29 protein-coding genes are annotated in these 26,355 nt (G+C 62.0%); 17 read left to right on the top strand and 12 right to left on the bottom strand.

Translation table 11 applies throughout. From position 1 onward, the window contains the following. Positions 1–228: 228 nt before the first annotated feature. From AWB69_RS23565 to AWB69_RS23540, 6 genes are all read left to right on the top strand, one after another. Positions 229–810, top strand: coding sequence for a DJ-1/PfpI family protein (locus AWB69_RS23565; RefSeq protein WP_062089234.1), 582 nt, complete (start codon positions 229–231; stop codon positions 808–810). 248 nt (positions 811–1,058) lie between these two features. After that, positions 1,059–1,706 carry a ProQ/FinO family protein gene (locus tag AWB69_RS23560; protein ID WP_062089233.1) on the top strand — a complete coding sequence of 216 codons (648 nt, stop codon included), beginning with the start codon at positions 1,059–1,061 and terminating at the stop codon, positions 1,704–1,706. Between the two features lie 708 nt (positions 1,707–2,414). Then, positions 2,415–3,215 (top strand): ABC transporter substrate-binding protein, encoded by an 801-nt coding sequence (locus tag AWB69_RS23555; protein WP_407923054.1) that lies wholly within the window; start codon positions 2,415–2,417, stop codon positions 3,213–3,215. A gap of 101 nt (positions 3,216–3,316) precedes the next feature. Beyond that, positions 3,317–4,828 carry an amino acid ABC transporter permease/ATP-binding protein gene (locus AWB69_RS23550; protein WP_062089231.1) on the top strand — a complete coding sequence of 504 codons (1,512 nt, stop codon included), beginning with the start codon at positions 3,317–3,319 and terminating at the stop codon, positions 4,826–4,828. A gap of 35 nt (positions 4,829–4,863) precedes the next feature. Then, positions 4,864–5,535, top strand: coding sequence for a GntR family transcriptional regulator (locus tag AWB69_RS23545; RefSeq protein WP_231937210.1), 672 nt, complete (start codon positions 4,864–4,866; stop codon positions 5,533–5,535). Positions 5,536–5,609: 74 nt separating this feature from the next. After that, a complete protein-coding gene (locus tag AWB69_RS23540) occupies positions 5,610–6,464 on the top strand; it encodes an urea carboxylase-associated family protein (RefSeq protein WP_062089229.1) in 855 nt (284 codons plus the stop codon). A 127-nt stretch (positions 6,465–6,591) separates the two neighbouring features. Here AWB69_RS23540 and AWB69_RS48765 read toward each other — a convergent pair whose 3' ends face one another. Together AWB69_RS48765 and AWB69_RS47125 are read right to left on the bottom strand one after the other, a co-directional pair. Continuing rightward, positions 6,592–6,696 carry a potassium ABC transporter ATPase gene (locus tag AWB69_RS48765; protein ID WP_197500303.1) on the bottom strand — a complete coding sequence of 35 codons (105 nt, stop codon included), beginning with the start codon at positions 6,694–6,696 and terminating at the stop codon, positions 6,592–6,594. A gap of 144 nt (positions 6,697–6,840) precedes the next feature. Further along, the gene (locus AWB69_RS47125) at positions 6,841–7,743 is read right to left on the bottom strand and encodes a DUF4148 domain-containing protein (RefSeq protein WP_197500302.1); all 903 of its coding nucleotides are present in this window, start codon (positions 7,741–7,743) and stop codon (positions 6,841–6,843) included. A gap of 405 nt (positions 7,744–8,148) precedes the next feature. Between AWB69_RS47125 and AWB69_RS23530 the strand changes: the two genes are divergently transcribed. Further along, on the top strand, positions 8,149–8,772 hold the full coding sequence (locus AWB69_RS23530; RefSeq protein ID WP_062089227.1) for an ABC transporter ATP-binding protein: 624 nt from the start codon (positions 8,149–8,151) through the stop codon (positions 8,770–8,772). Between the two features lie 64 nt (positions 8,773–8,836). Here the strand turns inward: AWB69_RS23530 and AWB69_RS23525 are convergent, their stop codons facing one another. After that, positions 8,837–9,187 carry a hypothetical protein gene (locus tag AWB69_RS23525; RefSeq protein ID WP_062089226.1) on the bottom strand — a complete coding sequence of 117 codons (351 nt, stop codon included), beginning with the start codon at positions 9,185–9,187 and terminating at the stop codon, positions 8,837–8,839. A gap of 29 nt (positions 9,188–9,216) precedes the next feature. Continuing rightward, entirely contained in the window at positions 9,217–10,167 is a 951-nt protein-coding gene (locus AWB69_RS23520; protein ID WP_062089225.1) for a hypothetical protein, read from the bottom strand. 391 nt (positions 10,168–10,558) lie between these two features. On the opposite strand from AWB69_RS23520, the gene AWB69_RS23515 reads away from it, so the two are divergent. Beyond that, complete coding sequence (locus AWB69_RS23515; protein ID WP_062089224.1) at positions 10,559–11,572, top strand: SGNH/GDSL hydrolase family protein; 1,014 nt, start codon at positions 10,559–10,561, stop codon at positions 11,570–11,572. Positions 11,573–11,593: 21 nt separating this feature from the next. Here AWB69_RS23515 and AWB69_RS23510 read toward each other — a convergent pair whose 3' ends face one another. Further along, positions 11,594–12,373, bottom strand: a complete 780-nt coding sequence (locus AWB69_RS23510) for a DUF2182 domain-containing protein (protein ID WP_062089223.1) — start codon at positions 12,371–12,373, stop codon at positions 11,594–11,596. A 53-nt stretch (positions 12,374–12,426) separates the two neighbouring features. Continuing rightward, on the bottom strand, positions 12,427–13,191 hold the full coding sequence (locus tag AWB69_RS23505) for a DUF899 domain-containing protein (protein ID WP_197500304.1): 765 nt from the start codon (positions 13,189–13,191) through the stop codon (positions 12,427–12,429). A gap of 127 nt (positions 13,192–13,318) precedes the next feature. Between AWB69_RS23505 and AWB69_RS23500 the strand changes: the two genes are divergently transcribed. The 7 genes from AWB69_RS23500 (at position 13,319) to AWB69_RS23470 (ending at position 20,819) form a co-directional block, all read left to right on the top strand. Continuing rightward, positions 13,319–14,539 carry a hypothetical protein gene (locus tag AWB69_RS23500; protein ID WP_062089221.1) on the top strand — a complete coding sequence of 407 codons (1,221 nt, stop codon included), beginning with the start codon at positions 13,319–13,321 and terminating at the stop codon, positions 14,537–14,539. Between the two features lie 9 nt (positions 14,540–14,548). Continuing rightward, positions 14,549–15,217 (top strand): Vgb family protein, encoded by a 669-nt coding sequence (locus tag AWB69_RS23495; RefSeq protein ID WP_062089220.1) that lies wholly within the window; start codon positions 14,549–14,551, stop codon positions 15,215–15,217. A 338-nt stretch (positions 15,218–15,555) separates the two neighbouring features. Then, positions 15,556–16,299: a DUF3348 domain-containing protein gene (locus AWB69_RS23490; protein ID WP_062089219.1), complete on the top strand. Its 744-nt coding sequence runs from the start codon at positions 15,556–15,558 to the stop codon at positions 16,297–16,299. Between the two features lie 10 nt (positions 16,300–16,309). After that, entirely contained in the window at positions 16,310–18,667 is a 2,358-nt protein-coding gene (locus tag AWB69_RS23485) for a DUF802 domain-containing protein (protein WP_062089218.1), read from the top strand. After that, positions 18,664–19,311, top strand: a complete 648-nt coding sequence (locus tag AWB69_RS23480) for an OmpA family protein (RefSeq protein ID WP_062089217.1) — start codon at positions 18,664–18,666, stop codon at positions 19,309–19,311. Before AWB69_RS23485 ends, AWB69_RS23480 begins: the two co-directional genes overlap by 4 nt. Continuing rightward, on the top strand, positions 19,304–20,020 hold the full coding sequence (locus AWB69_RS23475; RefSeq protein ID WP_082913543.1) for a DUF2894 domain-containing protein: 717 nt from the start codon (positions 19,304–19,306) through the stop codon (positions 20,018–20,020). The genes AWB69_RS23480 and AWB69_RS23475 overlap by 8 nt, the downstream gene beginning before the upstream one ends. Positions 20,021–20,312: 292 nt before the next feature. Next, positions 20,313–20,819, top strand: a complete 507-nt coding sequence (locus AWB69_RS23470) for a hypothetical protein (protein ID WP_063977885.1) — start codon at positions 20,313–20,315, stop codon at positions 20,817–20,819. A gap of 207 nt (positions 20,820–21,026) precedes the next feature. Here AWB69_RS23470 and AWB69_RS50835 read toward each other — a convergent pair whose 3' ends face one another. After that, on the bottom strand, positions 21,027–21,137 hold the full coding sequence (locus AWB69_RS50835; protein WP_197500301.1) for a hypothetical protein: 111 nt from the start codon (positions 21,135–21,137) through the stop codon (positions 21,027–21,029). Here AWB69_RS50835 and AWB69_RS23465 point away from each other — a divergent pair. Further along, positions 21,130–21,723: a LysR substrate-binding domain-containing protein gene (locus tag AWB69_RS23465; protein ID WP_082913541.1), complete on the top strand. Its 594-nt coding sequence runs from the start codon at positions 21,130–21,132 to the stop codon at positions 21,721–21,723. The genes AWB69_RS50835 and AWB69_RS23465 overlap by 8 nt on opposite strands. Positions 21,724–21,785: 62 nt before the next feature. On the opposite strand, the gene AWB69_RS23460 is transcribed toward AWB69_RS23465, so the two are convergent. Beyond that, a complete protein-coding gene (locus AWB69_RS23460) occupies positions 21,786–22,184 on the bottom strand; it encodes a GFA family protein (RefSeq protein ID WP_231937209.1) in 399 nt (132 codons plus the stop codon). A gap of 711 nt (positions 22,185–22,895) precedes the next feature. On the opposite strand from AWB69_RS23460, the gene AWB69_RS50565 reads away from it, so the two are divergent. Beyond that, the gene (locus AWB69_RS50565) at positions 22,896–23,360 is read left to right on the top strand and encodes a hypothetical protein (RefSeq protein WP_331712686.1); all 465 of its coding nucleotides are present in this window, start codon (positions 22,896–22,898) and stop codon (positions 23,358–23,360) included. A 50-nt stretch (positions 23,361–23,410) separates the two neighbouring features. On the opposite strand, the gene AWB69_RS23450 is transcribed toward AWB69_RS50565, so the two are convergent. The 4 genes from AWB69_RS23450 to AWB69_RS23435 all read right to left on the bottom strand — a co-directional run bounded on the left by AWB69_RS23450 (position 23,411) and on the right by AWB69_RS23435 (position 26,044). Continuing rightward, a complete protein-coding gene (locus AWB69_RS23450) occupies positions 23,411–24,385 on the bottom strand; it encodes a LysR family transcriptional regulator (RefSeq protein ID WP_062089213.1) in 975 nt (324 codons plus the stop codon). An 86-nt stretch (positions 24,386–24,471) separates the two neighbouring features. Then, positions 24,472–25,248 (bottom strand): DUF899 domain-containing protein, encoded by a 777-nt coding sequence (locus tag AWB69_RS23445; RefSeq protein ID WP_062089212.1) that lies wholly within the window; start codon positions 25,246–25,248, stop codon positions 24,472–24,474. Between the two features lie 26 nt (positions 25,249–25,274). Continuing rightward, entirely contained in the window at positions 25,275–25,715 is a 441-nt protein-coding gene (locus AWB69_RS23440) for an SRPBCC family protein (RefSeq protein ID WP_062089211.1), read from the bottom strand. Beyond that, positions 25,622–26,044, bottom strand: coding sequence for an ArsR/SmtB family transcription factor (locus AWB69_RS23435; RefSeq protein WP_062089210.1), 423 nt, complete (start codon positions 26,042–26,044; stop codon positions 25,622–25,624). The genes AWB69_RS23440 and AWB69_RS23435 overlap by 94 nt, the downstream gene beginning before the upstream one ends. Positions 26,045–26,355: the final 311 nt, after the last annotated feature.

Here is a 26,355-nt window from a genome sequence, read left to right as displayed (position 1 = left end):
CGCGGTCCGGTGAAGGTTCAGCACGTTAGCAAAAATGGCTTGTCTCTGGCGAAAAATGCGCTGAAGAAGAACCTCCCCTTGGCGCAATGCTTAAACTGCTCAAACACGATTTATCCGGCAAGCGGCAAAGTATCCTCGTTCTGCCATGAAGACAAGCTAAGATAAATCGAATGGTTCCGGTTTGGCCGGGCCACATTAGCGCGTGATTTTCTTTGACAGGGGAACAGCATGGCAGCCAAGAAGATCTTATTTCTGACCGGCGACTTCGCGGAAGATTATGAAACCATGGTGCCTTTCCAGGCGCTCCAGATGGTCGGCCACACGGTGCATGCCGTGTGCCCTGGAAAGAAGAGCGGAGACAAGATCAAGACCGCGATCCACGACTTCGAAGGTGACCAGACCTACACTGAAAAGCCGGGGCATCTGTTTGCGCTGAACGCGAATTTCGATGACGTCGATGTCGCCGGTTACGACGCGTTGATGATCGCCGGCGGCCGTGCGCCGGAATACCTGCGGCTGAACAAACGGGTGATTGAAATCGTACGGCAGTTCGCAGCCGCCGGAAAACCGATTGCCGCCGTCTGTCACGGCGCGCAGTTGCTGGCGGCAGCCGACGTGATTCGCGGCAAGCGGATCTCCGCCTATCCCGCTTGCGCACCGGAAGTCCGGTTGGCTGGCGCAGACTATGCGGAAATTGAAGTGGACAGCGCGGTCACTGACGGCAATTTCGTGACAGCCCCCGCGTGGCCCGCTCACCCGCAATGGCTGGGTCAGTTCCTCGCACGGCTTGGAACCGAAATTTCGCTTTGAGTGAATACGGCGGATGCGTCGGTTGATGCTTTCAGGGCTCGTTTAGAGAACTTTCAGAGCGTTCCCGGAGGGCAGATGCCTTGGTGCTCCGCCCGGTTGTCCATCAGCGGCCGGAGGCTGTTTTAGAACGATTGCCGGCGTCGACAGATGCCGCAATTGACTGATGATTATCCCGTCCGCCCGAGGCTGCAGAACGCCGGGTGCGGCGGGCTGCTAGAATCCGTGTTTTACTTGCCTGGTCATGTGCTATGGGCTTTGAACAGCTCGCTGTATTGAAACAACAACTCGAGAAAGAGAAGCAGGAGAAGCGCGCGCAGTCGAAGCCCGCGGCGAAGCCTGCTGCCTCTAAGCCCGGCTCCAAGCCCGCTTTGTCCAAGCCCGCTTTGTCCAAGCCCGGCGCAAGGCCCGCGTCCGCGCCAGTCTCGAAGCAGGTCGCCAAGCCGCCGCGTCCTCCCCGGCCTGCGGCCCGGCCTGCTGCTCCTGTCGCGGTCAGGTCGAAACCCGTGGACCCCGTGGTGTTGACGATCGGGAAGCTGCAAAAACGGTTTCCGAAGGCGTTCCCGAAAAACCCGTCGCCCAAGGTGCCGCTGAAGATCGGCATTTTCGAAGATCTTCTCGCGCACGCTACGGAATTGGCGCTGAGCGAGACTGAATTGCGCGCCGCGATCAAGATCTGGTGCCGCGGCAGCCGCTATTGGACAGCCATGGTCGAAGGCGCGGTGAGGGTTGACCTCGCGGGTGAGGAAGCCGGCCGTGTATCGCCTGAAGACGGCGTCCGCGCGACAAAGCTGGAAGAAGGCCGCCTGGCCAGGGTAGCGTCGAAGGCGGCTGCTCCTGAGAAGGTGGCGGTTGCCGAAAATGCAGCCGTTCCGGATCCGGAGAAGGTTGCCGGATAAAAGAAGCGGGCTGGGACAGGAGGTTTGCGGCGGTTCCGCAGCCTCCCCCCGCGCGCTCTGCGCTGCAATTCGGTGGCCTACACGGCACGAACACTTCGGCCGGTTCTGCGCGGCAACAGAAGCATTGCCTCAACGCCAGGCAATATTGTTGCGTCCCCGCCTTTCCCCGTATTTTCCAGATCCCCAGGTCAGGATGGCTCGAACCCCCGCTGCTCGGCTAGATCTAGCGCGACGCTGGGGATAGCTTCTGGACCCCGCCCAACTCCCGTCCCTACTCCGCCAAGCCCGTATCGGACCGAATTCGCACGATCACGGGTTCTGGTAAGGCGGCAATGCCGGTCCGTTCCCGCTTCCGCCGTCACGCAAATCCCGACCACCGCTTCCGCGCACGGTCACAGCTGATAGCTGTCAGGACCCGACGCACCCTCAGGCAGTTCTCGTCAATTTCGTCGCAACCATAACGATTCACCGCGGGTGTTGAACGCACGATCCTCTGCGTTCGCGAGCACTTCGCGGGTCACCGAAAATACCTCCACCCGACGTTTCGCAAAGTCTTGACATCCTTATTTTGTTGAACAACATTACGCACATTGTTCAACAATGCGGGTCGCCAAGAGCGATCCTTTCCACAGAAAGGGAACGTCCATGCATGCTTATCGTCCGTCCTTCTCCCCGCGCCGCGCCCTGGTTGCCGGGCTCGCTGGTTTGATGCTGCTGGTCCTTCAGGGTGCGGCCAACGCCGCTACGCCGGCGCCGCCCACCATCGCCGCAGGCACGCTCACCATTGGCTCCGACCTGACCTATCCGCCGTACGCGTTCATGGATGGCGACACGCCCGCCGGACTCGATCCTGATTTCATGACCTCGCTCGCGTCGCGCCTGCAACTCAAACCGCAATTCGTCGACACGCGTTTCGCCAACCTGATCCTGGGGGTCAACGCGAAACGCATCGACATCATTGCGTCCGCGCTCTATGTCACGCCCGAGCGCGCGAAACAGATTGATTTCGTGCCCTACTTCAAGACCGGCGGCTCGCTCCTCGCGTTGACCGGCAGCGGTTTCAAGCCCGCAACGCCCGAAGCCCTGTGCGGCAAGCGCGTCAGTTCGATCAAGGGCGCTTCGTGGATCCCCAAACTGGCGAAGGTCAGTCAGGATTCCTGTGCATCGAAGGGCTTGGCGCCTATCGATGTACGCGAGTTCGAGACCTCGCCGCAAGCCTCCCAGGCGCTGCTGGCTCATGCTGTCGATGCGCAGTTCGAGGACTCGGCCGTGGCGAAGATGACTGTCGACAAGATGAGCGGGAGGCTTGCCATCACGTCGACTACGCCGCTGTTCCCGGTGGTGGTCGGGCTGGGTGTCGCGAAGAGCGATCCCGCGTTGCTCGCGGCGGTGAAAGGCGCGCTCGACACGATGAAGCATGACGGCGAGTACGCCGCTCTGCTCAAGCGCTACAACGTCGCCGAACCGACCGGCGCAGAGATCGCGCAAGCACTCGGCGCGGCTAACTGAACGTCTCGCATAAGCAACCCGTATCGGCCTCACCCCACCAGCCCCCAGTCACGGGCGACGCGACGCGTTCGAACGGCCACGTCGCCTTGCGGAGAAGATGAATGATTTTTGACTGGCACTACGCCCTGTCACTGCTCGCCGACAAGGCATTCTGGAGCGCATCCTGGCGCGTGGTCGAACTCAGCATAGCGACGTGGATGATCGGTATCGTCGCCGGGTTCCTCCTGGCGCTCGGCAAGCAGTCACGCATTGCACCATTGCGCGTGGCGTGTTCTGCGTACATCTGGCTGTTTCGCAGCCTGCCGTTGCTCGTGCTGCTGATCTTCGTGTACAACCTGCCGCAAGTGTTTCCCGCGTCGAGCGTGGTGCTCGCGGATCCCTTCTGGGCAGGCCTGATTGCGCTGTCGATCAGCGAAGCCGCTTATATAGCGGAGATTCACCGGGGCGGCCTGCTTTCCATCGGCAAGGGTCAGTTCGAGGCGGGTCGCGCGCTCGGGTTGCGGTACCTCGGCCTGCAGAGGCTGGTGGTGGTGCCGCAGGCGTTTCGCGTAGCCTTGCCATCGCTTGTCAACGAATACATCACGATCGTCAAGCTCACGTCGCTTGTGTCCGTGATCTCGCTCGCGGAAATATTACTGGTGGGTGAGCGCCTCTATACGCAAAACTTCAAGGTCCTCGAGACCATGCTCGCGGTGTCGTTCTACTACGTGTTGATCGTGACGGTGGTTGGCTACGCACTTAAGCTGCTCGAGCAGCGCCTGGACGTCGCGCGCAGGGAGCCTGCGGCTTTCAGCCCGGCAGCGCCGGCCGCATCCGCTGCCGAGACGGCGGCACAGGTAGAAAAGACCGGCCGCGTGGCGCTTGAAGCGGCCGGTCTGCGCAAGCGTTATGGCGAGCATGAAGTGCTGAAGGGCGTCGACCTGAAGGTGCAGGCGGGTGAAGTCATCTCGGTGATCGGGCCGTCGGGTTCGGGCAAGACTTCGCTGATTCGCACGCTCAACGGTCTGGAACCGCTCGACGACGGCGAGATCGTGCTGCACGGCAAGCTGTTCCAATGGGGCGCAAGCAAGGCGCGGCGGGCCGTGTCGCATCGCGAGCACATGCGTGGCATTGTCGATATCGGCATGGTATTCCAGAGCTTCAACCTGTTTCCGCATCGCAGCGTGCTCGACAACGTGACCCTGGCGCCGCGCTATCACGATCGTGGCTCGAAGGCTGCGTTGCGCGCGCTCGGCATGGAAATGCTTTCAAAGGTAGGAATGGGCGCTCATGCGCACAAGTATCCCCACCAGCTCTCCGGCGGGCAGCAACAGCGGGTGGCGATTGCGCGGGCGCTGGCCATGAAACCGTCAATCGTCCTCTTCGATGAACCGACCTCCGCGCTCGACCCCGAACTGGTAGCCGAAGTCCTGAAAGTCATCGAGCAGCTTGCGCGTGAAGGAATGACCATGGTGATCGTCACGCACGAGATCAATTTCGCATTCCGCATCTCGGATCGGATAATCTTCCTGGAAAATGGCACGATCGTGGCGGACGCCGCCCCTCGCGTCATGACCGCGTTCGACAAGGATTCCCGCGTCGCGCACTTTCTTAAAGACCTCCAGCTTGCATGACCCGAACCGTTTCCATGCCTGTTTCTGACTTAGCCGTGACCAAAAACAAGACCGTAACCGAGCACATTGAAGAAGAGTCCGTAACCGAACGCATCGTCACGCAGATCCGCGACAAGATCATCTGCGGTGACCTGGCTCCGGGAACGCCACTGACCGAAGCCGATCTCACGAAGGCGTTCGACGTCTCGCGCAATACGCTTCGCGAGGCGCTGCGGCAGATTTGCCGGGAAGGTCTGGCGGTGCACTACCGGCATCGCGGCGTGGTGGTGCGCACGCTCACACGCACCGACGTGCGCGATATTTTCCGGGTCCGCCGAACGCTGGAACTGCAGGCGCTTGCACTGCCGGGAAAAACCGACTCGCCCGACCCGGCTGTGCTGCACGCCATGGCCGCCGCGTGCGACGCCACGGCGCAAGCCGCGTTGCAGGAAGACTGGCGCAGCGTGGGCACGCATAGCCTCCGCTTTCATCAGTACATTGTGGAGATGATCGGCAGCGCGCTGCTGGACCAGTTCTTCCGCACGATTCTCGCGCAGCTGCGTTTGCTGTTCTCCGCCGCTCCCGACGAACGGCGGTTCCAGTTGCCGTGGATCGAACGCGACCGCGAACTCTACGACCTGATCGTGGCTCGCGAATACAAGCGGGCAAGCAAGAAACTTTCCGACTACCTGGACCGCTCGGAAGAAGCGCTGATCGATCTTCTCTGAACCGCTTCTTTGCAGGGTCCTTTTATCGAGTGAGGCTGGCGCCTCGCATCGACTCATTCAGGAGATCCAAAGCCATGTTGAACTATCCGGCCGCTTATCAGGTAACCCAGGGTTCCGCGCTCGAAGTCGATCGCGACTTTTATACGCGTGTCGCCTCCGCACATGAAACGCGCACGCTGGTTGATTCGGCGGTGGTGCCGATCCGCTCCGGCTACGCGTGGAAGGTCCCCGCCGGACACGTGTTCCGGATCGTGACCATTGAAGGGCCGCAGGTCGCGGACCTCAACATCTGGAATCAGCATAATCCGCGCGAGCGCTTCTGGGCGTCCCGCACGCGCCAGTTGCAGCAGGCGCATGTCAGCACGTTCGACCGGCTGTGGTCGACCCTGCCCTATCTCCGGCCGCTCGTGACGATCACCGACGACAGCCTGGCCGGCTACGGAATCGACGAACATGGCGGTCGCGTTCACGACCTGCTGGGCACGCGCTGCGATCCGTATGTGAACCGGATGCTGACCGGCGAAGATTTCGATTTCCATTGCCATTCGAACCTGACACGCGCGATCGCACCGTACGGCCTCACCGAATTCGATGTGCACGATGTACTGAATGTGTTCCAGTGCACCGGGCTCAACCTGAACGATCAGTACTTCATGAAGGCGTGTCCGGCGAAGAAGGGTGACTACCTGGAGTTCTTCGCGGAAATCGATCTGCTGTGCGCGCTGTCGACTTGTCCCGGCGGAGATTTGTCCTTGCCGATGTGGGGTCCGGACGCGCGCGATCCGCTCGAAGTTTGCCGGCCGCTGGGTGTCGAGGTATACCGGCTTGAACCCCGGCTGCTCGATGGATGGAGTTCACCGGAGGTACCGCCTTATCGCGGTCTGCACGGAATGCGGCTGGATACGTCGGGCCGCGGTGGCTGTTGCTGAGAATGTTGCTGAGCTTATTGCCGAGAAGCGCGTAGCGGACGTCTTCCTGTTGATATGGCGTCATCGGGCAACACGCTCGATGGCGCCGTTCATCGTCTGAATCGCGACCGCTTGGTGCTGCATTGCACTATTCACGATGATGCGACGTGCGGCGCAGCTTGTCGCAGCCAATCGCCATTGCGAACGAAATCGCCCAGAAGGCGATGATTGCCCCGATAAAAAGCAGGTCCATGATTTGTCTCCTGACGGATTATTTGGTCTTTGTTCTTAAGACTAGGCAAGGACCCGACAATGCCGCGTGAAGAGAGTGCAAGGACTCGTCAACAAACCGTAAAAGCGGCGTGAATACTTGGTCTGACGGCTTCTTTTCATTCCCTTATTCACTGCCGGATTCCGTTTTTGTACTGCTTGGGATGCCGCCCGGTCCGGCAGGATCGGGATTGCCGAAGCGCGGAAGCGCCCCATTCGCACGCGCACGATACAGTTCCGAACGCACCTGTTCGCGCGTCTTTGGAGTTTGATCGGATTGCACTGGAAGCGGCTTGGAATTCACAGGCTGGACAGGCCGCAGAGCTTCTTCAACCGGAGGCGTTGCGCGTGCCGATGTGGGTCGTGCGGGCGTACTGGCTACCGTTGGTGCGGCCTCCAGCGAAGTCGAATCCGTCACGCCGATTTCTGGAGCCGGGCTATTTGCGTCGACACTTACACCGTTGTCCGATGGCGTCTTGACTTGAGGTCTGCCCGTGACCCTTGAGTGACGAGACATGCCGGCCGTATGTTCGCGAGCCGGTGATGCGCTGTCACGCGTACGATCGGATTTCGCAGACGGCCGCGATGCAAACCGAGTCGGCTTCGATGTATTGCGCGGCTTGTCCGGAACCATGGCAGGAGGCCCAATCTCGACTTTTCCCTCACGCGCCTGCAACTCCTTCTCGAGGGTTAACGCTCGACTATCGTCTTTGTGAAGCGTTTGCACAGCGCCTAACAGCACCTTGGCAGAAGCAAGATCATTGCGTTTCAGGCTGTCCCGGACTGCCTGCAGAATGTGCGCGACATCATCGGAATGGCCGCTAGTAGTATCCGGGTTTGTTCCCCGGGCTTCGGTCGAGTTATTGTCCAGTTCACCGGAAACAGACGCGCCATCACGCTCTGAAAGAGTGCCCTCACCTGACCGCATTACAGATGCACCAATCACCAGTGCACCAACAAGGAGGCCCGCGATAACTGTCCTCTTGGGGGTGCTCAACATGACGTCTATCCCGTAGCTTGAGATGCGCATCCGACCGCATACGTAACATCGACCTGACCATTCTTCACCCGGCGAAGGATGAGTGGCACGCATCAATGCAGCATAAAAAGGGCCGCGCAAGAAATGCGGCTTCGCCTTGAGTAATCTACGAGGCCAGACGCAAGATTGGATGCGCCAATCGCTAGCGGATATCCGCCAAAGTTGAGACCTTTGCCCACTTCCCAACGGTACCGTTCGTTGAGTTGTCTGGTAGGACGATTGAAATTTCTCAGCGCTCACATTCCGGAGAGGGGAGCGACTCGCCCGCCGTCATACCCCCCGTCTGCGCGCTGCTACACTTGCCGCAGTTTCGAGTCCGCACCGCCCGTCACCATGCCAATCACAACCTGCGTGACCGTCGCGCGGCCGATCTTCTTCTGACAAAGTCTGCAACCCATGCTTCGATTCGAGAACCTTTGCAAACGTTACGACGAGCGTTCTGTCTTTCAGGGACTACGCTATAGCACCGGCGCGGGCTGCGTGGCGCTGAACGATGAAAGCGGCAGCGGCAAATCCACCTTGCTCGGCATCCTCGCCGGTGCAATCACACCCGACCAGGGCGAGGTTTGGATCGACCAGTACTCGCTGCTGACTTCTCCGCTTGAGGCGCAGTCCGTGCTCACTTACGTGCCCGAGGACTGCATGCCCTACTCGCTCCAGACCGGGCGGGAATATCTGGAACTTGTGGCATCGAAGAGAAATACAGCCGTCGACAGTCAGGCTCTCGACCTCGCCGACCGCTTCGGCCTGACGCCCCATCTGGACAAGCGTTTCGAGCAAATGTCGTTTGGCACACGCAAGAAAATATTCCTGACGTCGGCCGCGGTAGGCGACGTCAAGGTCGTTATCGCGGATGAACCGGGCGCCGGGCTCGACGCTTCTGCGCACGCCGTCCTGATCGATTTGTTCACCACGTTGGCTGAGGACCGGACGGTTTTCTTTTCGAGTTATGACACGGCGTTCACAGAGGCTTGTGGCGCGAAAACGATCAGCTTTGCCGACCTTGGCGTGGGTGTCTAAGAGGCTGCTTGCTGCGATATAGAGCCGATGGATTCAGTGCGCTGCGCAGCGCCGGACAAGCCCGCTATCTTGAAGCTTGAACCTGTACGGGAGCCATCAAAGGGCACTCATCCATCTGCCCGGTCATCACGGTGAGCTCACGCACCATGACATCGGACGATTTCCCATCGCGTCTTGCCAGTTTCGCAAGATCCAACATCTCCGCATACTGCGCCGCACAGTGCTGCGAGGATTCGTTCCCTCGATACCCGGCCAACGCTTCGACGTTCGTCATACGGCCACCCACGCCAATCGCTAACGCCATCGCCACGATCAGCATGGCCAACGCGCCCGCTTTGCCTGACAGTTTGCGCCGCGATTCAACGCCTGGACGCCCGAGCATCACGCTGTCTTGCTCTCCGATTCGGGTCACCATGCCACCGGTCGTGCTTCGTGCATCCTCTCTCATGACCAGTGCGCCGGTACCCAGATGTTCCCGACCCAGTGGGCCGGCACCCACACTACCGTGCGCGGCACAGGCGCCATATAGACAACCCGCGGAGCAACATACACGGCTATCGGCGGCGGCGGGGGCGGTACGTAGACAACCGGCGGCGGCGGCACATAGACGACTGGAGGAGCAACCACCACCGGCTTCGGCGCGACGACAACCGTGGTACTGCCCGTGGCGACAACACCCGTTGTGACAACGCCCGTGGTGGTGACCGTGCCACTCGTTGTCACGGTGTTGCCGTGGGTACCCGTGGCACTGGTCGACGTCGTGACAACACCCGGCGCCACTTGCGTCGCCGTACCGGAGTGATAGACGCTCCCGCCGTCGGAGCCGGTCACCGTGCCCGAACGGTTGCACGTTTCACCCGCACAATTCGTCGATGCCGAATGGTCGACCGTGTTGCCGTTCGAGCCCGTGATCGACCCGGACGACGAATATTGGCCCGGCGCGGTCCTGGTCACGTCGCCGGATGTGGAGGCCGTTTTGCCGTCGGGTCCGGTGAGGGTTCCGTTGTGCGAACACGTGCCGCCCGCGCAGTTGGTGTCACCGGCGTGCTGCACCGAATTACCGTAGCGTCCGGTCGCGGTACCCGAGTTCGAAAACTGGCCCGGCGCGTTGCGGGTGACTGTCCCGGTGTTGCTCGCGAAGCCGCCGTAAGGGCCGGCGACACCCCCTGCATGCGAGCAGCTACCGCCGCCGCACGAGCCATATCGAGCGCCGTTGTAGGTGCCACGTGATGTGTATGCGGTGCCGTGTTGCGACCAGGCGAAAGCTGAAGCACTGCTGAGGGCAAGCATGGCGATGGTTGCTGCGAGCACAAGCTTGCGCAGGGCGCCACGCACCGACGCAGTGGTCGCAGGAAAAGCGGCTGTTATCGACAGGACGAACGAGCGAATGTTCACGGTATCTCCTTGTTGGTTCCGGGCCACTTTCCGCACTGCGTCGTGGCGATGGGCGGACTATAGGAGTACCCGCGGATTTAATCAGTAACGAAGATATGTCACGCGGTTTCACCGCGACGGAGGGCTGCCAGACGGGCGTTTGCGGGCGGGGGAAGCGCGCCGTGACATATTTCGACATGAATTGTTGCGAGTCGAAATGCGATACGGCTGCGGTCGTAAAGAGCCAACCTGAGCGAGAGGTCCCTGCCCGGCCATTTGCCGCCCTTCAATGAAATTCGGCGAACCTCCCGAGTCCATAGATGGTGCACGGTTTTTGCTTGACGAAGCTGCATGTCGCAACAGCGATATGCAGGCTGCCGATAGGGCCGCCCCGACCCGCGGTGGAGGAATTATGCAAGGAAGTAATGACAAGGTTCGTGCTGCAATTCTTGCCGGAGCGATCTCGCTGTTTACCGCATGCGGCGGGGGTGGAAGCGGATCGAGTGGCGCGCCCAACCCGCCAGGCGGTATCGATCTGCAAGTTGTTTCGTTCGGCGACAGCCTGTCCGACGTGGGGACCTACGCGCCGATCGCCAGCGCGGTCGGCGGGGGGCGGTTCACAACCAATCCGGGACAAGTGTGGACTCAGGATGTTGCGCAATACTACGGAGACACGCTTACCGCGGCGTTCACGATCGACATCGCTCATGAGTTAAGACCGCAAGGTGGCCTCGGTTATGCGGAGGGCGGCTCCACGGTGGCAACGCCGGCAAACCTGTACGACTTTCTTACCAACGTGATCGGCAACGTGGAAATGCCCGTTAATCAGCAAGTGTCGAGCTATCTGTCCGCTCACGGCAGCTTCAACTCCGGTCAACTGGTGCTGGTCTGGGCCGGCGCGAACGACGTGCTTCGCGCCGGACCGCTGCCGGCCGCGGCGACGACCGTGCAGACGGCGGCAACGACGCTGGCTCAAGTTATTGGACAGATCATCCAGAGCGGCGCCACGCATGTTGTAGTGGTCAATGTCCCGAATGTCGGACTGACGCCCAAGGGGCTCGCCGCGTCCGACGGCGGGGCAAACCTGACCCAGTTATCGCAAATGTTCAACAGTGACTTGAACGCTGCCTTGCAGGCCAATGGCCTGCAAGGCAAGGTGATCCAGATCGATTCTTACACCTGGGCCGATCAGATCATCGCGAACTTTCAGGCGAATGGCTTCGCCGTGTCAAACACTGGCGAAGCCTGCAACCCTGCAACAACGCCCGATGACACGTCATTGCTGTGCTCGCCGGCTACCTACGTGAAGTCCAATGCCGATCAGACGTACATGTTTGCCGACGACCTTCATCCGACAACGCATCTGCATACCCTGTTTGCCCAGTACGTGGAGCAGCAGATTGCCGCGACCGGTCTCGGTCATTGATCCTGGGAAATGATGACCCGGTCACCCTGACCCCGCTGCTCGCGCGATCAGCACCAACCCTGTAACAACCACGATCGCGCCGATAGCTCGCGCCACGCGCTCACCCGCCGGCGCGAGACGTTCGACGGTAATGGCCGCCGTCACGGCAGCCATTACGCGCAGATCCATGAGCCCGATAACGAGGAGGATTGCCGTCAGGCCGGCACAGCAGGTGCTGCAGTGAAGACCAAGGCGCAGGCCATGTCGCCAGGCGGTGCCGGCGTCCGCCCGCAACGGCCGGCCACACCCCGAAGCGTCCCGGCAGCAGGCAAGGTGATGTGCCTTCCACGCGGTGAACTGGAGTGCGCCGGAAAGCAGGACGATCGCATCGGCCGCGACCGGAACGACGCGCGCCAGCCCCGGCAGTTGCATCGCAAGCGCGGCGAACGCATTGCCCAGCAGGAAAACGGCTATCCCGAACGCGGTCCACACGAAGAAGTACCCCACGCCCACCAGTACAGTCAGCCAGCCCAGGCGCCTCTCGCCTGTCCTGCCGACCGCCTGGCGGTAGCGCCACAGCATGGGTGTGAAGGATGGCAGCATCATCGCTGCCATCATCACGACCCACATGCCGATGAACGACGCCGCAGCGCCCCGCCACGTCTGTCCGCACATCCGCATCCACGCCATCGACATCGTCCAGCCGCCAGGCATGGGCATCTCTCCCATCGCCGACATGGACGTGCACCAGACGATCGTCACCGCCACGCAGGCAGCGAAGAGCAGCGCCGTGACGGCGAAGAAAGCTCGCTCGCCAGCCATGCGTCGCGAGACCTCCTGCCTCCAGGGTGCGCCAAGGTGGGCCATGACCTGCCTCAGCGTTGGTCGTACTCATCGTGGCGCTTCCACCAGACGCCGGTCTCGTTGCGTCCCTTGGGGGCGCGGTCGAGCCACTGGTACATGCCCCAGATGCCGTCCACCCCGCGTGCGTAGGTGGAATACGTGTGATAGACAATGCCGTCCTCGAGTACAAACGTGCTCAAGCCCGGCCTGTCGCGCGTGTATGTCGCCGCGTCGGTTCCGCATGTGGCCGCGAACTGGGCGACGGGCTCCGGAATCTGCGCCGCGTCCATCGCGTAGCCGCCGCGCTCGTAGTTGTATTCGATGTTCCCTTCGCGCTGCTGCTCCTCGGTGAACGCGATATTGAAGTCGAAGTTGAAATCGCTGCCAAATGAGGACGCCCAGGGAAACGTCCATCCCATCCTGTGTTTATACGTCTGCAGCTTCGCAAGTGGCGCCCGTGATACCGCCGAAAGCGTGACGTCGTGGTTCGCCAGATGGACCGCACTGCCATTGAAACCATCCGCGATCGACGAGCACGACGGGCACCCCGCCTTGTAGTCGGGCCCGAACATGAAGTGGTAGACAAGGAGCTGCGAGCGCCCTCTGAAAAGGTCCGCCAGCGAAGCGCTCCCTTCATCGGTCTCGAACCGGTAGTCCTTGTCGATTCGAACCCACGGCAGCGCCTGACGTTGCTGTGCAAGCTCGTCGCCGCGCCGCGTGAACTCCTTCTCCGTCTTGAGCAGTTCAAGCCGCGCCGCCATCCATTCTTTACGTGTTCCGGTCATGTGTGTCGTCATCATCTCTCCTTCCGTTGAGTGTTCTTCGCCGTTCGTTCCGTGCTCGATACGACGTGCGGGTTGGTGATAGATTAGTGCCGGGCATCGAACGGTGGGAGTGACAAGTGTGTCGGGATTCAAATAGACCATGGACTGGCTGATTGAGATCGCAGCGCGTGCGCTCGCGGCGGGTGACCCGCTCGGCGCACTGAACCAGGTGGCCTTGCGCGACGACGCGCCTGCGCTCGCACTGCGCGGCATCGCGATGGCGCAACTCGGCGATCTCGCTCGGGCGAAAGCGCTCGTGCGAAGAGCGGCCCGCGCCTTCGGTCCGAAAGACGCCGTCGCCCGCGCGAGGTGTGTCGTCGCCGAGGCCGAGATCGCGCTCGCCTCGAGGGACCTGGGCTGGCCCGCGAAGACGCTCGATGCCGCGCGAGCGACACTCGAAGCACACGGCGACCGCGTAAACGCCGCACACGCGCGGTATCTCACGGTCCGGCGCCTCCTCCTGATCGGGCAGATCGACGAGGCTGAGCGTGCGCTCGCCGGACTCGACCCCACGCCCTTCCCGCCTGCGTTGAAGGCTGTCCACGAGTTGGTCGTTGCGGGGATCGCGCTGCGGCGCCTCCGGACAAAGACGGCACGCGCTGCGCTTGCCCGGGCCGGACACGCCGCGCGCGAGGCGGGTATCCCCGCGCTGACGGCCGAGGTCGAAAGCGCATTCCTCGTCCTGACCATGCCCTCTGCGCGTCTGATTGCGTGCGGCGAGGAGCGGCTTCTCCTGCTCGAGGACGTTGAAGGGTTGCTGGCGTCGAAGGCGCTTGTAGTGGATGCGTGCCGTCATGTCGTATGCGACGCAGGCACGGTGGTCTCGCTCGCCAAGCGTCCGGTATTGTTCGCGCTCGCACGCGCGCTGGGTGAAGCCTGGCCCGAAGACGTGCCGAGGGACACGCTCGTCGCCCGGGCGTTCCGTGCAAAACATGCCGACGAATCCCACCGCGCGCGGTTGCGAGTTGAAGTCGGGCGGCTTCGCACCGTGCTTGCGACGCTGGCCGGCGTCAGCGCGACGAAGCGAGGGTTTGCGCTGGTGCCGCACGGTGCACCCGAGGTCGTCGTGCTGGCGCGGCCTGTGGAAGACAAGCATGCGGCGGTGCTTGTGTTCCTTGCCGACGGCGAGTCGTGGACAAGTTCGGCCCTGGCGCTTGTGCTTGGAGCCAGCCAGCGCACGGTGCAGCGCGCACTCGACACGCTTGCGGCTGCAGGCAAGGTGCAGTCGTTTGGCCGCGGGCGGGCGCGACGCTGGCTGACCCCGCCCGTGCCCGGATTCGCGACGGCCTTGTTACTCCCCACTCCACTGACAAATGATTAGGATGACACCATGAAGCGATCCGCAGCCGAAATCATCCGTGAATATGGTCCCTTTCCGGGTGTCGATCACGTGGCCGGGGTCACGTATGACGGCCAGCACGTCTGGTTTGCATCGGGGGACAAGCTAAACGCGCTTGATCCGGCGAGCGGACAGCCGCTGCGCTCGCTCGATGTCGCGGCGGATGCAGGAACAGCGTTCGATGGCCAGCACCTGTTCCAGCTTGCCGGGGATCGCATCCAGAAAGTCGATCCGCAGACCGGCCACGTGCTCACCACGATCCCGGCGCCCGGCGGCAGCGCGTGCTCCGGGCTCACCTGGGCTGAAGGGTCGCTTTGGGTGGCGCAGTACCGGGACCGGAAGATCAATCAAATCGATCCACAAACAGGGGCGATTCTCCGCACCATTGAATCCAACCGATTCGTCACCGGTGTCACGTGGGTCGACGGAGAACTCTGGCACGGCACCTGGCAAGATGACGCGAGCGAGTTGAGGCATATCGATGCTCAAACGGGAGAGGTCCTGGAGAGCCTCGAGATGCCATCTGGAACAGGTGTGTCGGGGCTCGAGTCCGATGGCGGCGAGCAGTTCTTCTGCGGCGGTGGAAACAGCGGAAAGCTCAGAGCCGTCCGCCGTCCTCCACGAGGCGCCAAGGTCCCCGTGGACTCCACCAGCGAGTAATTCGAAGCCTGCCTGCACGCTGCCCGGAGGGCGAACTCAGGGAACGTCGCCCGTCGCCGGCGCGTGCAAACGTTGACAAGGCCATATATTGATCATGATGCAGTTCGGGCATGGAGCCGGGCTGCTACCAGTCGCGCCATCCGCTGACCTCCTGGCCATGCCTTCATGGCCGCGTCGGGCCGTGCGGCAACTTCAGAGGACAAGCAAGTGGAAGTTCGGACGTTACAAGTAGCGTGTCGGGCAGGCTGAGAATCCTCCCTCGGCCGCCCGATAGATCAACAGGCTGCGGCCACCCTCCCGACTGCGTGTAAACTAGCGAACTTTTTCTCTCCGGTGGTATGGTGCAAGCCCCACAGCGCACAGCTTTCAGCGGCCCGACGCTCATTCGCTTACTTGCGCGCCTGGCGGAGGTCGAAGTGACCGAATCCAGGCAACCGCTTTCGGACCGGCTAAGCCAATGGGTTCACTGGACAGATGCCATCGCGCTGTCCACTGCGCTCAACGGCAATCCGCCTGCCGTGCCCTCTGGCGCGCGAGCCCTCAGCAGCGCTGAGGAGAACGAGTGCGCCCGTGTACGCATCACGCTGACAAACGCCATCGTCGGCAATCAGGTGTTTGCCACCAGGAAGCGGCGTGGGCCCGCGCATGCACCTGCTTCTGAAGCCCCCATGGATACGGCTATCGACTACCCGGCTTTTCGTCAGACCTATCTGTCCATCCAGCAGTCGATGGAGACGGGCATCGGCAACCTGCGCGGCCGCCTGCGGGCCATGCTGGCCGCCAGGACGCCCGGCATGAGCCGGCTCGCGGAGGTGGACGCTGTCATGGAGCGGGCCCTGGGCGTGCGCGAGCGGAGTCTGCTGGCGAGCGTGCCCGCGTTGCTCGGCGGCCACTTCGACCGTTTGCGCAAGGCCGGGCAAGAGACGCCGGCCGACGACCCGGCGTCGGGAGACGCTCCCGCGCTCACGCCGGGCGCATGGCTGGACGTATTCCGCAAAGATATGCAGAGCGTGTTGCTCGCTGAACTGGATCTTCGTTTTCAACCGGTCGAAGGGTTGCTCGCGGCCCTTCGCACCAGCTAACTGGGACACTATGTCCAGAAATCTGCTTAATCTCGCTGTTTTTTTGGTAGGTCTGGCCGCCGTATGCTGGATCGGCGCCGGCTACGTCGGCTCGAACCCGCTGGCGCTGGCCGTCACGATGTTGATTGGCGCCTGCTACCTGGCGGGCGCGTTTGAGCTGCGACGCTACAGCCAGGCCACGTCCTCCCTGACGCTTGCCGTCACAGGCCTGTCCGGCCCCCCGCCCAGCCTGGGCGCCTGGCTCGAGCCCCTGCACCCCAGCCTGCGCAATCCGGTTCGCCTGCGGGTCGAGGGCGAACGCGTGGCCTTGGCCGGCCCGGCGCTGGCGCCCTATCTGGTCGGCCTGCTCGTGCTGCTGGGCATGCTGGGCACGCTCCTGGGCATGGTGGCGACCTTGAGAGGCACCGGGCTGGCGCTGGACAGCGCGACCGACATCGAGGCTATCCGCGCGTCGCTGGCCGCACCGGTGAAGGGGCTGGGATTTGCGTTCGGCACTTCGATCGCGGGCGTGGCCACCTCCGCCATGCTGGGGCTGCTCTCCGCGTTATGCCGGCGTGAACGGATCCAGGCAGCGCACATGCTCGACGTGAAGATCGGGACGACACTGCGCATTTACTCGCAGGCCCATCAGCGCGAGGAAACCTTCAGGCTCTTGCAGCGGCAGACCGAAGTGATGCCCACCCTCGTCGACCGGCTGCAAACGATGATGGCGACCATCGAGCAACAGAACCTGGCTTTAAACGCGCGCCAGATCGCCAGCCAGGACGCTTTCCACGGCAAGACCGAAGGAATCTACGCCCGCCTGGCTTCATCGGTTGAGCGGTCGATGAAGGAAAGCATTGCCGAAAGCGCCCGCACGGCGGGCGCGGCGCTTCAGCCGGTTGTCGAAGCGACGATGGCGGGTCTCGCACGCGAGACGGCTTCGTTGCACGGCACGGTCACGAACGCGGTGCAACGGCAACTGGATGGACTGACGACCGGTTTCGCGGCAACGACCACGACCGTGGCGGATATCTGGAATCAGGCACTCGTGGAGCACCGGCAATCGAGCGAAGCGCTCACCCGACACCTGCGCACTTCGCTGGATCAATTCACCGAGACCTTTGAGCAACGCTCGGCCGGCCTGCTCGAAGGCGTCTCCGCGCGCCTGGAAACGACGGCAGGCCGCGTATCGGAAGCGTGGAACGCGGCGCTGTCGCAGCAGACAAGCGTCGGCGAGAAGCTGGCGAGCCACAACCAGCAGGCCCTGGCAGCGGCCGCAGCGACCTTCGGGCAACACGCGGCATCACTGCTGCGCACGGTGGACCAGTCGCATGCGGGCTTGCAGGCGGAATTGGCATCGCGGGACGAAGAGCGGCTGGCGGTCTGGACCGGGACCCTCGGTTCAATGGCCGCTTCGCTGAGCCGCCAGTGGGAACAGGCGGGCACGCTGGCCGCGAGCCGGCAGCAGCAGATGTGCGACACGCTGGCGCAAACCGCGCGCGACATATCGGCCCAGACGCAGGCGCACACCAGCAGCACGATCGCCGAGATCGACAGGATCGCGGAAGTTGCAGCGCAAGCGCCCAAGGCCGCGGCAGACTTGCAGGCGGAACTGGCGTCGCGGGACCAGCAACGGCTGACAGCCTGGACGGAAGCGCTCGGTTCCATGGCCGCCACGTTGAGCCGCGAGTGGGAGCAAACGGGCACGCGCACGGCAAGCCGGCAGCAGGAAATTTGCGACACGCTGGAGCGGACCGCACGCGAGATATCGGCTCAGACACAGGCACACGCCAGCGACACGATTGCTGAAATAGAGCGGCTCGTGCAAGCCGCGTCGGAAGCCCCGAAGGCTGCGGCAGAAGTCGTTGCCGAACTGCGCCAGAAGCTCTCCGACAGCATGGTCCGCGACACCGCCATGCTGGAAGAGCGCAGCCGTCTGCTGGCCACGCTGGAGACCCTGCTCGATGCCGTAAACCACGCCTCCACCGAGCAACGCACTGCTGTCGACGCGCTGGTCTCGACGTCGGCGGGGCTGCTGGATCGTGTCGGCACCCAGTTCGCTGACAAGGTCGAAGCGGAAACCGCGAAGCTCGGCGCCGTTGCCGCGCAGGTCACGGGGAGCGCGGTCGAAGTGGCAAGCCTGGGTGAAGCATTCGGGGCCGCCGTACAGGTGTTCGGCGAGTCCAACGACAAGCTGGTGACCCACTTGCAGCGGATCGAGGCGGCGCTGGACAAATCCCTCGCGCGCAGCGACGAACAGCTTGCCTACTATGTGGCGCAGGCTCGGGAAGTCATCGACTTGAGCATGATGTCGCAGAAGCAGATTGTTGAAGACCTGCAACAGCTCGCCGGGCGGCGTGCGTCGGCCGGAGCCGCAGCGGCATGAGCGAGGAAATCGATGGCGGCGTAGAGCCGGCAGCGCCGATATGGCCCGCCTTCGCCGACCTGATGTCGGTGCTGCTGGGCGCCTTCATGCTGATCATGGTGGGTGTCATTGGCGTGCAGCTGGAACTCTCGTCCAGGCTGGACCAGGAGGTCAAGCAGCGGCAGATGGAAACCCAGCGCCGCAAGACCCTGGAGCAGGCGCTGGCAGGGCCGTTGGCAGCAGGCCGGGTGACGCTGGTCAACGGGCGCATTGGCATCAACGGCAGCGTTTTGTTCGCGCTGAACTCCGATCAACTGCAGCCCGAAGGCCGCGAGGTACTGAAGAGCCTGGCGGGGCCGCTGTCCGCTTATCTCCAGGCCAATGACCAGATCCTGATGGTGAGCGGTTTTACCGATGACCGGCAGGTGCGGGAGGCTAACCGTCGCTTTGCGGACAACTGGGAGCTGTCGGCCCAGCGTGCGCTGACGGTGACCCGCGCGTTGATCGATAACGGCGTCCCCTCCTCCTCGGTATTCGCGGCCGCGTTCGGCTCCCAACAGCCTGTGAGTTCGAATGCCGACAACGAGGGACGGGCGAAGAACCGCCGCGTTGAAATAGCGCCTGTCCCAAGGCCGTCGGCAACAACGGTGAAGCCCCGTGGGTAGCGTTGGTGATCACGTCCGTGATGACGTTAACGATGGCGATAGCGATGACGTCAATGATGTGACGAGCCAGGCCCGTCTGGTGCTCGACGCATGGCGCGCGAGCGGCGCTGATCGACTGGATCCTGTTCGCTTTTATTTCATCGAAGCGTTGGACCGGAGGGCGGCCGGTCACAGCGGCGAAGCACGTCGCATCCTGGATGAAAGGCTGTCCAAACTGATTGAGGCTTATGCTGACGACCTCGAAAGGGCCGCAGCGAAAGCTGCCGATGTCGATGTCGATGCAAACCGCGCAGCGCCGCCCGGCGAGCCCGCTCCCCGAACGCTCGCTGGATTGATCGATTACATCGCCAGCCAAGCGCTTTCACCTTCAGATAACGACGGGCTCGCCTCGCAGCGGACGCCCTCCTATCCAGAACTGGAGGTGCTCGATTACTTCAGGGAAACCTGGACCAAGGTCAGTACCGAGAAACAGTTTCGCCAGTCGCTCGCGCAAGTGCCCGGGAATGCCGGTCCACTCAACTCGAGTAGTCTCGTGCACAGGTCGCTGTCTCTGATGCGCCAGTTGTCGCCTGGGTATCTGCAGCAGTTCTTGTCGTATGTCGACGCGTTGTCCTGGATGGAACAGATGACCGGCGGCAGCACCCCGACCGATAAAGAAGCGCCCCGCTCCGCGAGCGCCCGGAAAAGTGCCCGGGGTAAACCGCGTTAACGCTGGGACCTTTCACCAGCATCCGGTTGGTCAGGTGCGAGATCCCCGGCGCTACCAGCGCCGTGTCAACAGCGACCGACAAGCCATGACCCGCGGATGACCGGAACATGGCAAACCTGCCATCCTGGGTCCCCTGACTATCGCGTTGCACCCCCGCGTCACAAACAATGAAAAATGCCGCCAAAATTCATACACTTGTGATTAACCGGTCCTGATTCAGGCGTGCTTGCCCTCGGCAAGATTCGGCTCGGTGAGCCAACCTGAATTGGTGCGGACAGTCGAGGTGATCATCATGAATGGGCGAAGAGCAGGCCAGCTATTGCTGGTGTTGGCGATCCTCCTGGGAGCCAGCGGCGCAGCCGTGGCCGGCAGGGGTGGCTGGGGCGGTGGCACTTATTATCATGGCGGCGGTGGCGGCTATTACCACGGTGGTGGCTACTACCACGGTGGTGGCTACTACCACGGCGGGCACTGCTGCGGCGGCGGGTCCATCGGTGTCTATTTTGGTCCGGGATTTGCCTACGGGTATCCCTATGGCTACCCGTACGGCTACCCCTACTACGATCCCGGTTACTACTCTGGTTACTATCCTTACGCGCCGGTGCCGGTGGTCGATTCCTCGGCGCCGACTCAATATATGGAGCAGGGGCAGACGGGCGCGCAAGCAGACGTGGCCGGCGGCGGCGCGCCGCAATCCTCCTACTGGTATTACTGCGGGAAGCCCGAGGGTTACTACCCGTATGTCAAGGCATGCCCCGGCGGCTGGCAGAGGGTGGCGCCCCAACCTCCCGGCAGTTAGTTGATCCGGCAGCGCGCCGGGCTTCGGTAGACACTGCATGAGCCAGCGCGCCGTGCAGGGGGGAAAACGTGCCACGGATTGCACGGAGGCTCGCCGTCGATGGCGCTCGCCCGGTGGTCGCTCGCGAGCCCGAAGCGTCTTACGCCCGGGATGTCCCGTACGACCCGTTCGGGCAACACTGGATTAATAGCAACGTTGAGCCTGATCTCAGTAATTCCTGGCGAAAAGCGCAACGGTGCTTCTGGGTTTGCCGCGGACGACACATCCCAAGCCGACGTCGTCGTGCGGCTGATCGAACGGAAGGCATCGGATGGTCACGTTCAAAGCCTCCTTCACCCAACTCTCGCATCTGGCGCGTCATCCCGAAGTCAGCGTCGAACTGACGCTGGACAACCGGGTACCCGACTTGATTGGCGAAGGCTACGAGCTGGGCATCCATATTGGTGACATGGACGACACCGGGTTGGTCGCGCGGCCGCTGCAGCCGTACCGCAGGATACTGGCCGCCGCGCCTTCCTACCTGGCGAAGCATGGGCAGCCCGAACACCCGGAGCAGTTGAATGCGCATGCTTGCCTGGGCCTGTTGTACTGGCCCCGGCATGATCGCTGGCACCTGCTTGGACCGGGTGGCGAAGCTTGCGAAGTGTTGGTGAAAGGCCGGTTCACCTCAAACCAGGGCAGTGCGTTGCGGATCGCAGCATTGTGTGGCGCAGGCATTGTGCTTCAGCCCGAAGTGTCATTGGCCGATGATCTTGCCGAAGGCCGTTTAGTGCCGGTTTTGCCGTCCTGGTTGTATAAGCCCTCGCCCATGCATCTGATTTACGCGCAGGATCGCCGGCCTACGGCTAAGCTGCGCAGTGTGATCGATTTCCTGCTGGAACATTTCAGCGCAGCAGGATCCTGAGCCACGGCCAAACGGAACATGCCGTGCGTGCGTCGAGTAGTTCAATCATCGACTCCCTCGTGTTAGTCGAATTCGTCGTACTGCGGTAATTGGTCGGTGATGGAATGCCACGCTGCTTTCGAGCCGACAAAAATGTGTGCGGTCGGGCGAACGGTCGGGGTGTCGCTAAGCGTTCCCAAAGTAACGTGCACCCGTCCTTCACCGACTACCGAAAACATAAGGCTTCCGCATAGCTTGCAATGAACATCGTGTGCTGCATTTTCGTCGCCGAAAATCAACAGGTTGCCCTGCCCTTGGGTGATGCTCAGCTTGTCGCGCTCGATTCCGGCGAATGGCTTGAACGCCGAACCCGTCGCCCGGCGACAGTTTGAGCAATGGCAGTTCAACGCATAGATGAACTCGTCCTTCACTGCGTAATGGACTGCGCCGCAAAGGCATCTACCGGCAAGCAACGGATTCACTTTGGTCTCTATGAAGGCAGTCATGCTAACGAACTGAAGTAGTTTCGCTTACCCTTGAAGGAAATAAGCGCGGTCAGTTATTTTAGTGCGTTTTGCATGATGCGCATGGTGCTAGGGAAAGCTCGCTAACCCGACCCGCTAGAGCGCGATCTGCTGCGTGCGACGGGTCCAATAACCGGCCCTTGGAGCTCGGTAAAGTACCAGCCCCACTCTGCGCACGCAGGCAGCGAAAAATGGCGTGCATCCACGTCGGCTAGCTGAAACAAGCAGTCCCCAGGTCGCACGGCCAAGGCCAGAAGTCACAACGCGAATTCCTGATTGCTTCTCAACCGCCGCATCGCTTGCTGCGCTACCTGCATGGTACGATCGTGCGCGTCTCGCAGTAGCGTGAAGTTGGCCTCTGGAACTCGGCGGCGGTGGTTGATTAACCGCCACGATTGCCGGCATGTCGCCGGGATGGTTTTACCGCCGCTTACGCCCAAGTAGCGGCACATCTAACCGGGATGGGCACAGCAGATCCTGCGCCAACGCTCACCCGTCAGTGACACCGACGCCCGAGGCCATCCGCGCGGTTTGACATCTCCCCATCTCGACGATTACTGCGCATTACGGCACGTCATCGTGTCGAGCGATAGCGGCAGTATCATCTGGTTTGAATGGAGAATGAAAGCGCTGGACGACGGTTGCAGATGGACCGGCAGGACTTCGCCTATGACAGACACCGGAATGACCCCGCGGCTTCCTGCTCAGCGTACTCCGCCTGTGACACAATCATTGCGTGCCGGTCAGCTCATCGCAACCTGCCGCAATGACACGTTCCAACTGAAACCCCCGAATGTAACCGGCCTCATCTCCGAATTCGGTCGCCCCTCACCTAGCTGCGCCATGCCAGAAAATAAAGAAAAATCTGAACCGAACACTTCGCCGAATGCGGAGCAGCCCGGTGCCGCCCCGCGCAAACCGAAGCGCTGGCAGCCGTCCATCGCGCTGCGCAGCATCCTGATGGTGCTCGTCGGCTTCGTTGCGTTCGTTATCGTCTCGGGCATCGTGCTATACAAGCCGATCATGTACGGTGACATGATCGAGAACTTCGGCATAGTGATGATGCTGACCGTTCCGGTGATCGTGGCCGTCGCGTTCCGTGTTGGCCTCGATTCGTGGCTTGATTCGGAGTGAAACGAGTCAGTCATCCTCATTCGCGTCCTGCCGTTTGAATCGCGCCGTACTCAAGCCGGTTCGTCCGCCTCCATGCCACTCAGAACCGGGCGCAGGTGTGGCAGTTCATGACTCACATGCCGCGCCGTCTCGAACAGTTCCGCGAGCCAGTTGACGAACGCACGCACGCGCGGCGGAACACGGCGATGACGCAAATACGCGACGGATACCGGCATGGGTGCAGGCCGGTAGTGTGGCAACACCTCACGCAGGCGCCCGGAGTCAAGATACGGCTGCGCGAGCGCACGCGGCGGCTGGATCAGACCCAGCCCACGCAGTCCGCATTCCAGATACGCGTGCTCGTCGCTGACCTGTACGAAGCCTCCAAGCGGCACGTTGACCGTGCCGCCATCGACCTGAAAATCGAAGTCCGCCGCGCGCCCGGTCTGCGCGCACAGGCAATTCACCGCGACGTGGTCAGTCAGTTCGTCGAGCCGCACGGGCGTTCCTTGCCGCGTGAGATAGAGCGGGCTCGCACAGGTCACATGCTCAAGCGCACCGAGCCTGCGGACCGACAGGCCCGAGAGGCCCGAATCCGGCAACGCTCCAATCAGAATGCAGCAATCGATCGCTTCACCGACCAGGTCGACGTGCCGGTTGCTGACGCCGAACGTGAGCACGATATCCTCGTAGCGCGCGTGAAAGTCCGCGAGCGCGGGAAGCACGATCGCATTGGCGACCGCCGCCGGTATCTCGACGCGTAGCCGCCCGCGCGGCCGGTCGTCTAACCGCCTCAGGCTCGCCTCGATGTCGTCGATATCCGCGAGGATCTGCACGCAACGCTCGTAATAGGCAGCGCCCTCGGAGGTCAGGTTGAGCCGGCGCGTGGTGCGCACGAGCAGCGAGATGCCAAGCATTGCCTCGAGGCTCTGCAGGAGCGTGGTCGCGCTTGCGCGCGGAATGCCGAGCGAACTCGCGGCCCGGGTAAAGCTGTTGGTGTCGACAATGCGCACGAACGTCCGCATCGCCATGATGCGGTCCATCACGGGCGCTTCTCCTCTGGATTTTTAAGCACCGCGCACGCTATGGGCGCACGGTGCCGATGCCTGCTTGCAGCGTTCGCCGCGTTCAACTAGTGGCAGCAGTCCCCGGTTTCCTGGTGGGGAGCCGGGCCGCTACCTGCGCCGTTACGCACTTCGTCATAACGATCGTGATGACGCAACCAGTCGCCCATGTTGTGCTGTTCGTCGCGGCCTTTCGGCGTGAGATCGAGCAGGTTGTAGGTACCGATGAGCGGCTCGCCGCCGCGTCCATACGCCGAGAACGTATGGAACACATCGCCGGCATCATCCTTGTAGAACACGCTGATCCCAGGCAATTCGTCGCCGTCGAAGCCACCTGCCGTGACGTCGTTCATCTCGAAGTTGTAGTACACCTTACCTTTTTCCCGCTGTTCAGGCGTGAACGACACGTGATAGTCGTAGTTGAAGTCGCTGCCAAACGACGACACCCAGCGGAAATGCCAGCCCATGCGCTTTTTGAACACCTCTATTTTCTCAAGCGGCGCACGCGACACCGCCACGTACGCGACATCTCGTTGCTCGACATGAAGCAGCGCACCGTCGATATGATCGGACAGGAATGAGCAGCCCGGGCACCCCTCCTCCCAGTCCGGCCCTAACATGAAGTGATAGACAATCAACTGGCTGCGTCCGTTGAACAGGTCAGCGAGCGTCTTGCGGCCATGTGGAGTGTCGAACGTATATGTAGTCTCGACCGTCTCCCAGGGCAACGCACGGCGCTTTTTGGCCAACGCGTCGCGCGCACGCGTCAACGCCTTTTCCTCCGCCAGATGCGCCTTGTGCGCCGCGAGCCATTCTTCCCTCGAAACAATTCGATGCGGTTCCATGTGCGTTTCCTCCTGTCATGAAGTGATCAGGCAAACTGCCGTGCAAGTTCATCGAGAACCTGGTTCCAGCCACCCTCGTGACTCTCGCGTGCTGCTTCATCCGCAAACTGCTCATGCTTCAGCGTGAGTAACGTGCGCTCGCCGTCACCCTCACCTTCTCTGCGCAGCGTGAACGTAACGAGGGACTCCCGCTCCGGCGTGCTGCGCCACACCCACGTGTAGACGAGTTTTTCGTCTGGAACGACCTCCTGGTACACGCCGCTTACGTCGTGCTCCTCGCCCTCGGGCGTGCGCATGACAATCCGGAAGCGCCCGCCGACCCGCACGTCCATCTCCGCGTGAATCACTTCGTTATTGTACGGATGCATCCACTTCACGATTTGCGACGGTTCCGTCCAGGCGGCGTAGATTTTGGCGGGTTTTGCGTTGATTCTGCGCTGGAGCGTGAGACTGGGTTGGGTGGGCATGGGTCCTCCTCCACAAAGGCGACAAGGCGGTCAAGGGCATCGGTCCAGAAGCGCTGATAGCGGTTGAGCCATTCCATCGCCTCCTCCATCGGTCCGGCGGCAAGCCGGCACGCGACGGTGCGGCCTGTCTTGGCGCGCGTGATCAGACCAGCATCCGACAACACATCCAGATGTTTCATAACGGCCGGCAACGACATCGCAAACGGCTCTGCGAGTTCGCTCACCGACAGGTCCGCGTGCGCGGACAAGCGTGCAAGGAGCGCACGCCGCGTTGGGTCGGCCAACGCGGCGAAAGTGCGGTCCAATGCGTTTTCCTGAAACTTAACCATGAAGTTAACTATAGAGACTCGATCCGCCATGTCAAGTAGGTTGTGGAGATTTTTTTCAGGGGTTGTGGCGGATCATTAATGAATCTCGCTCATATGCGTTTGCCGATTCTGCCGTCTAGTCACATGCCGTTGCGGCCGATAAATTAAGCGCTGTGGACAATCGAATCGTCGAAGGTCGCGAGGTTTGATTCGTCGTGCGTCAACACCCGGCTACACCGATCCCGGATACCCGATCGAAGGACGACGAGTCGCTTGAGGCGCCGGGTGGGCTCCGCACGGTGTTGATCCACGCTGGAGTCCTCGCTCGCCAT

This window comes from Caballeronia udeis, assembly GCF_001544555.2.
GTDB classification, from domain to species: Bacteria; Pseudomonadota; Gammaproteobacteria; order Burkholderiales; family Burkholderiaceae; genus Caballeronia; species Caballeronia udeis.
This window is presented reverse-complemented; position numbering and strand designations above follow the sequence as displayed.

Bases quoted from the DNA above. Each gene is read 5' to 3' on its own strand.
- AWB69_RS23470 (WP_063977885.1), top strand. From the start codon at position 20,313: ATGAATGGGCGAAGAGCAGGCCAGCTATTGCTGGTGTTGGCGATCCTC.
- AWB69_RS48765 (WP_197500303.1), bottom strand. From the start codon at position 6,696: ATGGACCTGCTTTTTATCGGGGCAATCATCGCCTTCTGGGCGATTTCG.
- AWB69_RS23500 (WP_062089221.1), top strand. From the start codon at position 13,319: ATGGACTGGCTGATTGAGATCGCAGCGCGTGCGCTCGCGGCGGGTGAC.
- AWB69_RS23540 (WP_062089229.1), top strand. From the start codon at position 5,610: ATGTTGAACTATCCGGCCGCTTATCAGGTAACCCAGGGTTCCGCGCTC.
- AWB69_RS23515 (WP_062089224.1), top strand. From the start codon at position 10,559: ATGCAAGGAAGTAATGACAAGGTTCGTGCTGCAATTCTTGCCGGAGCG.
- AWB69_RS50565 (WP_331712686.1), top strand. From the start codon at position 22,896: ATGACAGACACCGGAATGACCCCGCGGCTTCCTGCTCAGCGTACTCCG.
- AWB69_RS23505 (WP_197500304.1), bottom strand. From the start codon at position 13,191: ATGACGACACACATGACCGGAACACGTAAAGAATGGATGGCGGCGCGG.
- AWB69_RS23560 (WP_062089233.1), top strand. From the start codon at position 1,059: ATGGGCTTTGAACAGCTCGCTGTATTGAAACAACAACTCGAGAAAGAG.
- AWB69_RS23440 (WP_062089211.1), bottom strand. From the start codon at position 25,715: ATGCCCACCCAACCCAGTCTCACGCTCCAGCGCAGAATCAACGCAAAA.
- AWB69_RS23510 (WP_062089223.1), bottom strand. From the start codon at position 12,373: ATGGCTGGCGAGCGAGCTTTCTTCGCCGTCACGGCGCTGCTCTTCGCT.
- AWB69_RS23565 (WP_062089234.1), top strand. From the start codon at position 229: ATGGCAGCCAAGAAGATCTTATTTCTGACCGGCGACTTCGCGGAAGAT.
- AWB69_RS23485 (WP_062089218.1), top strand. From the start codon at position 16,310: ATGTCCAGAAATCTGCTTAATCTCGCTGTTTTTTTGGTAGGTCTGGCC.
- AWB69_RS23490 (WP_062089219.1), top strand. From the start codon at position 15,556: ATGGTGCAAGCCCCACAGCGCACAGCTTTCAGCGGCCCGACGCTCATT.
- AWB69_RS47125 (WP_197500302.1), bottom strand. From the start codon at position 7,743: ATGCGCATCTCAAGCTACGGGATAGACGTCATGTTGAGCACCCCCAAG.
- AWB69_RS23550 (WP_062089231.1), top strand. From the start codon at position 3,317: ATGATTTTTGACTGGCACTACGCCCTGTCACTGCTCGCCGACAAGGCA.
- AWB69_RS23555 (WP_407923054.1), top strand. From the start codon at position 2,415: ATGCTGCTGGTCCTTCAGGGTGCGGCCAACGCCGCTACGCCGGCGCCG.
- AWB69_RS23525 (WP_062089226.1), bottom strand. From the start codon at position 9,187: ATGGTGACCCGAATCGGAGAGCAAGACAGCGTGATGCTCGGGCGTCCA.
- AWB69_RS23465 (WP_082913541.1), top strand. From the start codon at position 21,130: ATGGTCACGTTCAAAGCCTCCTTCACCCAACTCTCGCATCTGGCGCGT.
- AWB69_RS23445 (WP_062089212.1), bottom strand. From the start codon at position 25,248: ATGGAACCGCATCGAATTGTTTCGAGGGAAGAATGGCTCGCGGCGCAC.
- AWB69_RS23495 (WP_062089220.1), top strand. From the start codon at position 14,549: ATGAAGCGATCCGCAGCCGAAATCATCCGTGAATATGGTCCCTTTCCG.
- AWB69_RS23435 (WP_062089210.1), bottom strand. From the start codon at position 26,044: ATGGTTAAGTTTCAGGAAAACGCATTGGACCGCACTTTCGCCGCGTTG.
- AWB69_RS23530 (WP_062089227.1), top strand. From the start codon at position 8,149: ATGCTTCGATTCGAGAACCTTTGCAAACGTTACGACGAGCGTTCTGTC.
- AWB69_RS23480 (WP_062089217.1), top strand. From the start codon at position 18,664: ATGAGCGAGGAAATCGATGGCGGCGTAGAGCCGGCAGCGCCGATATGG.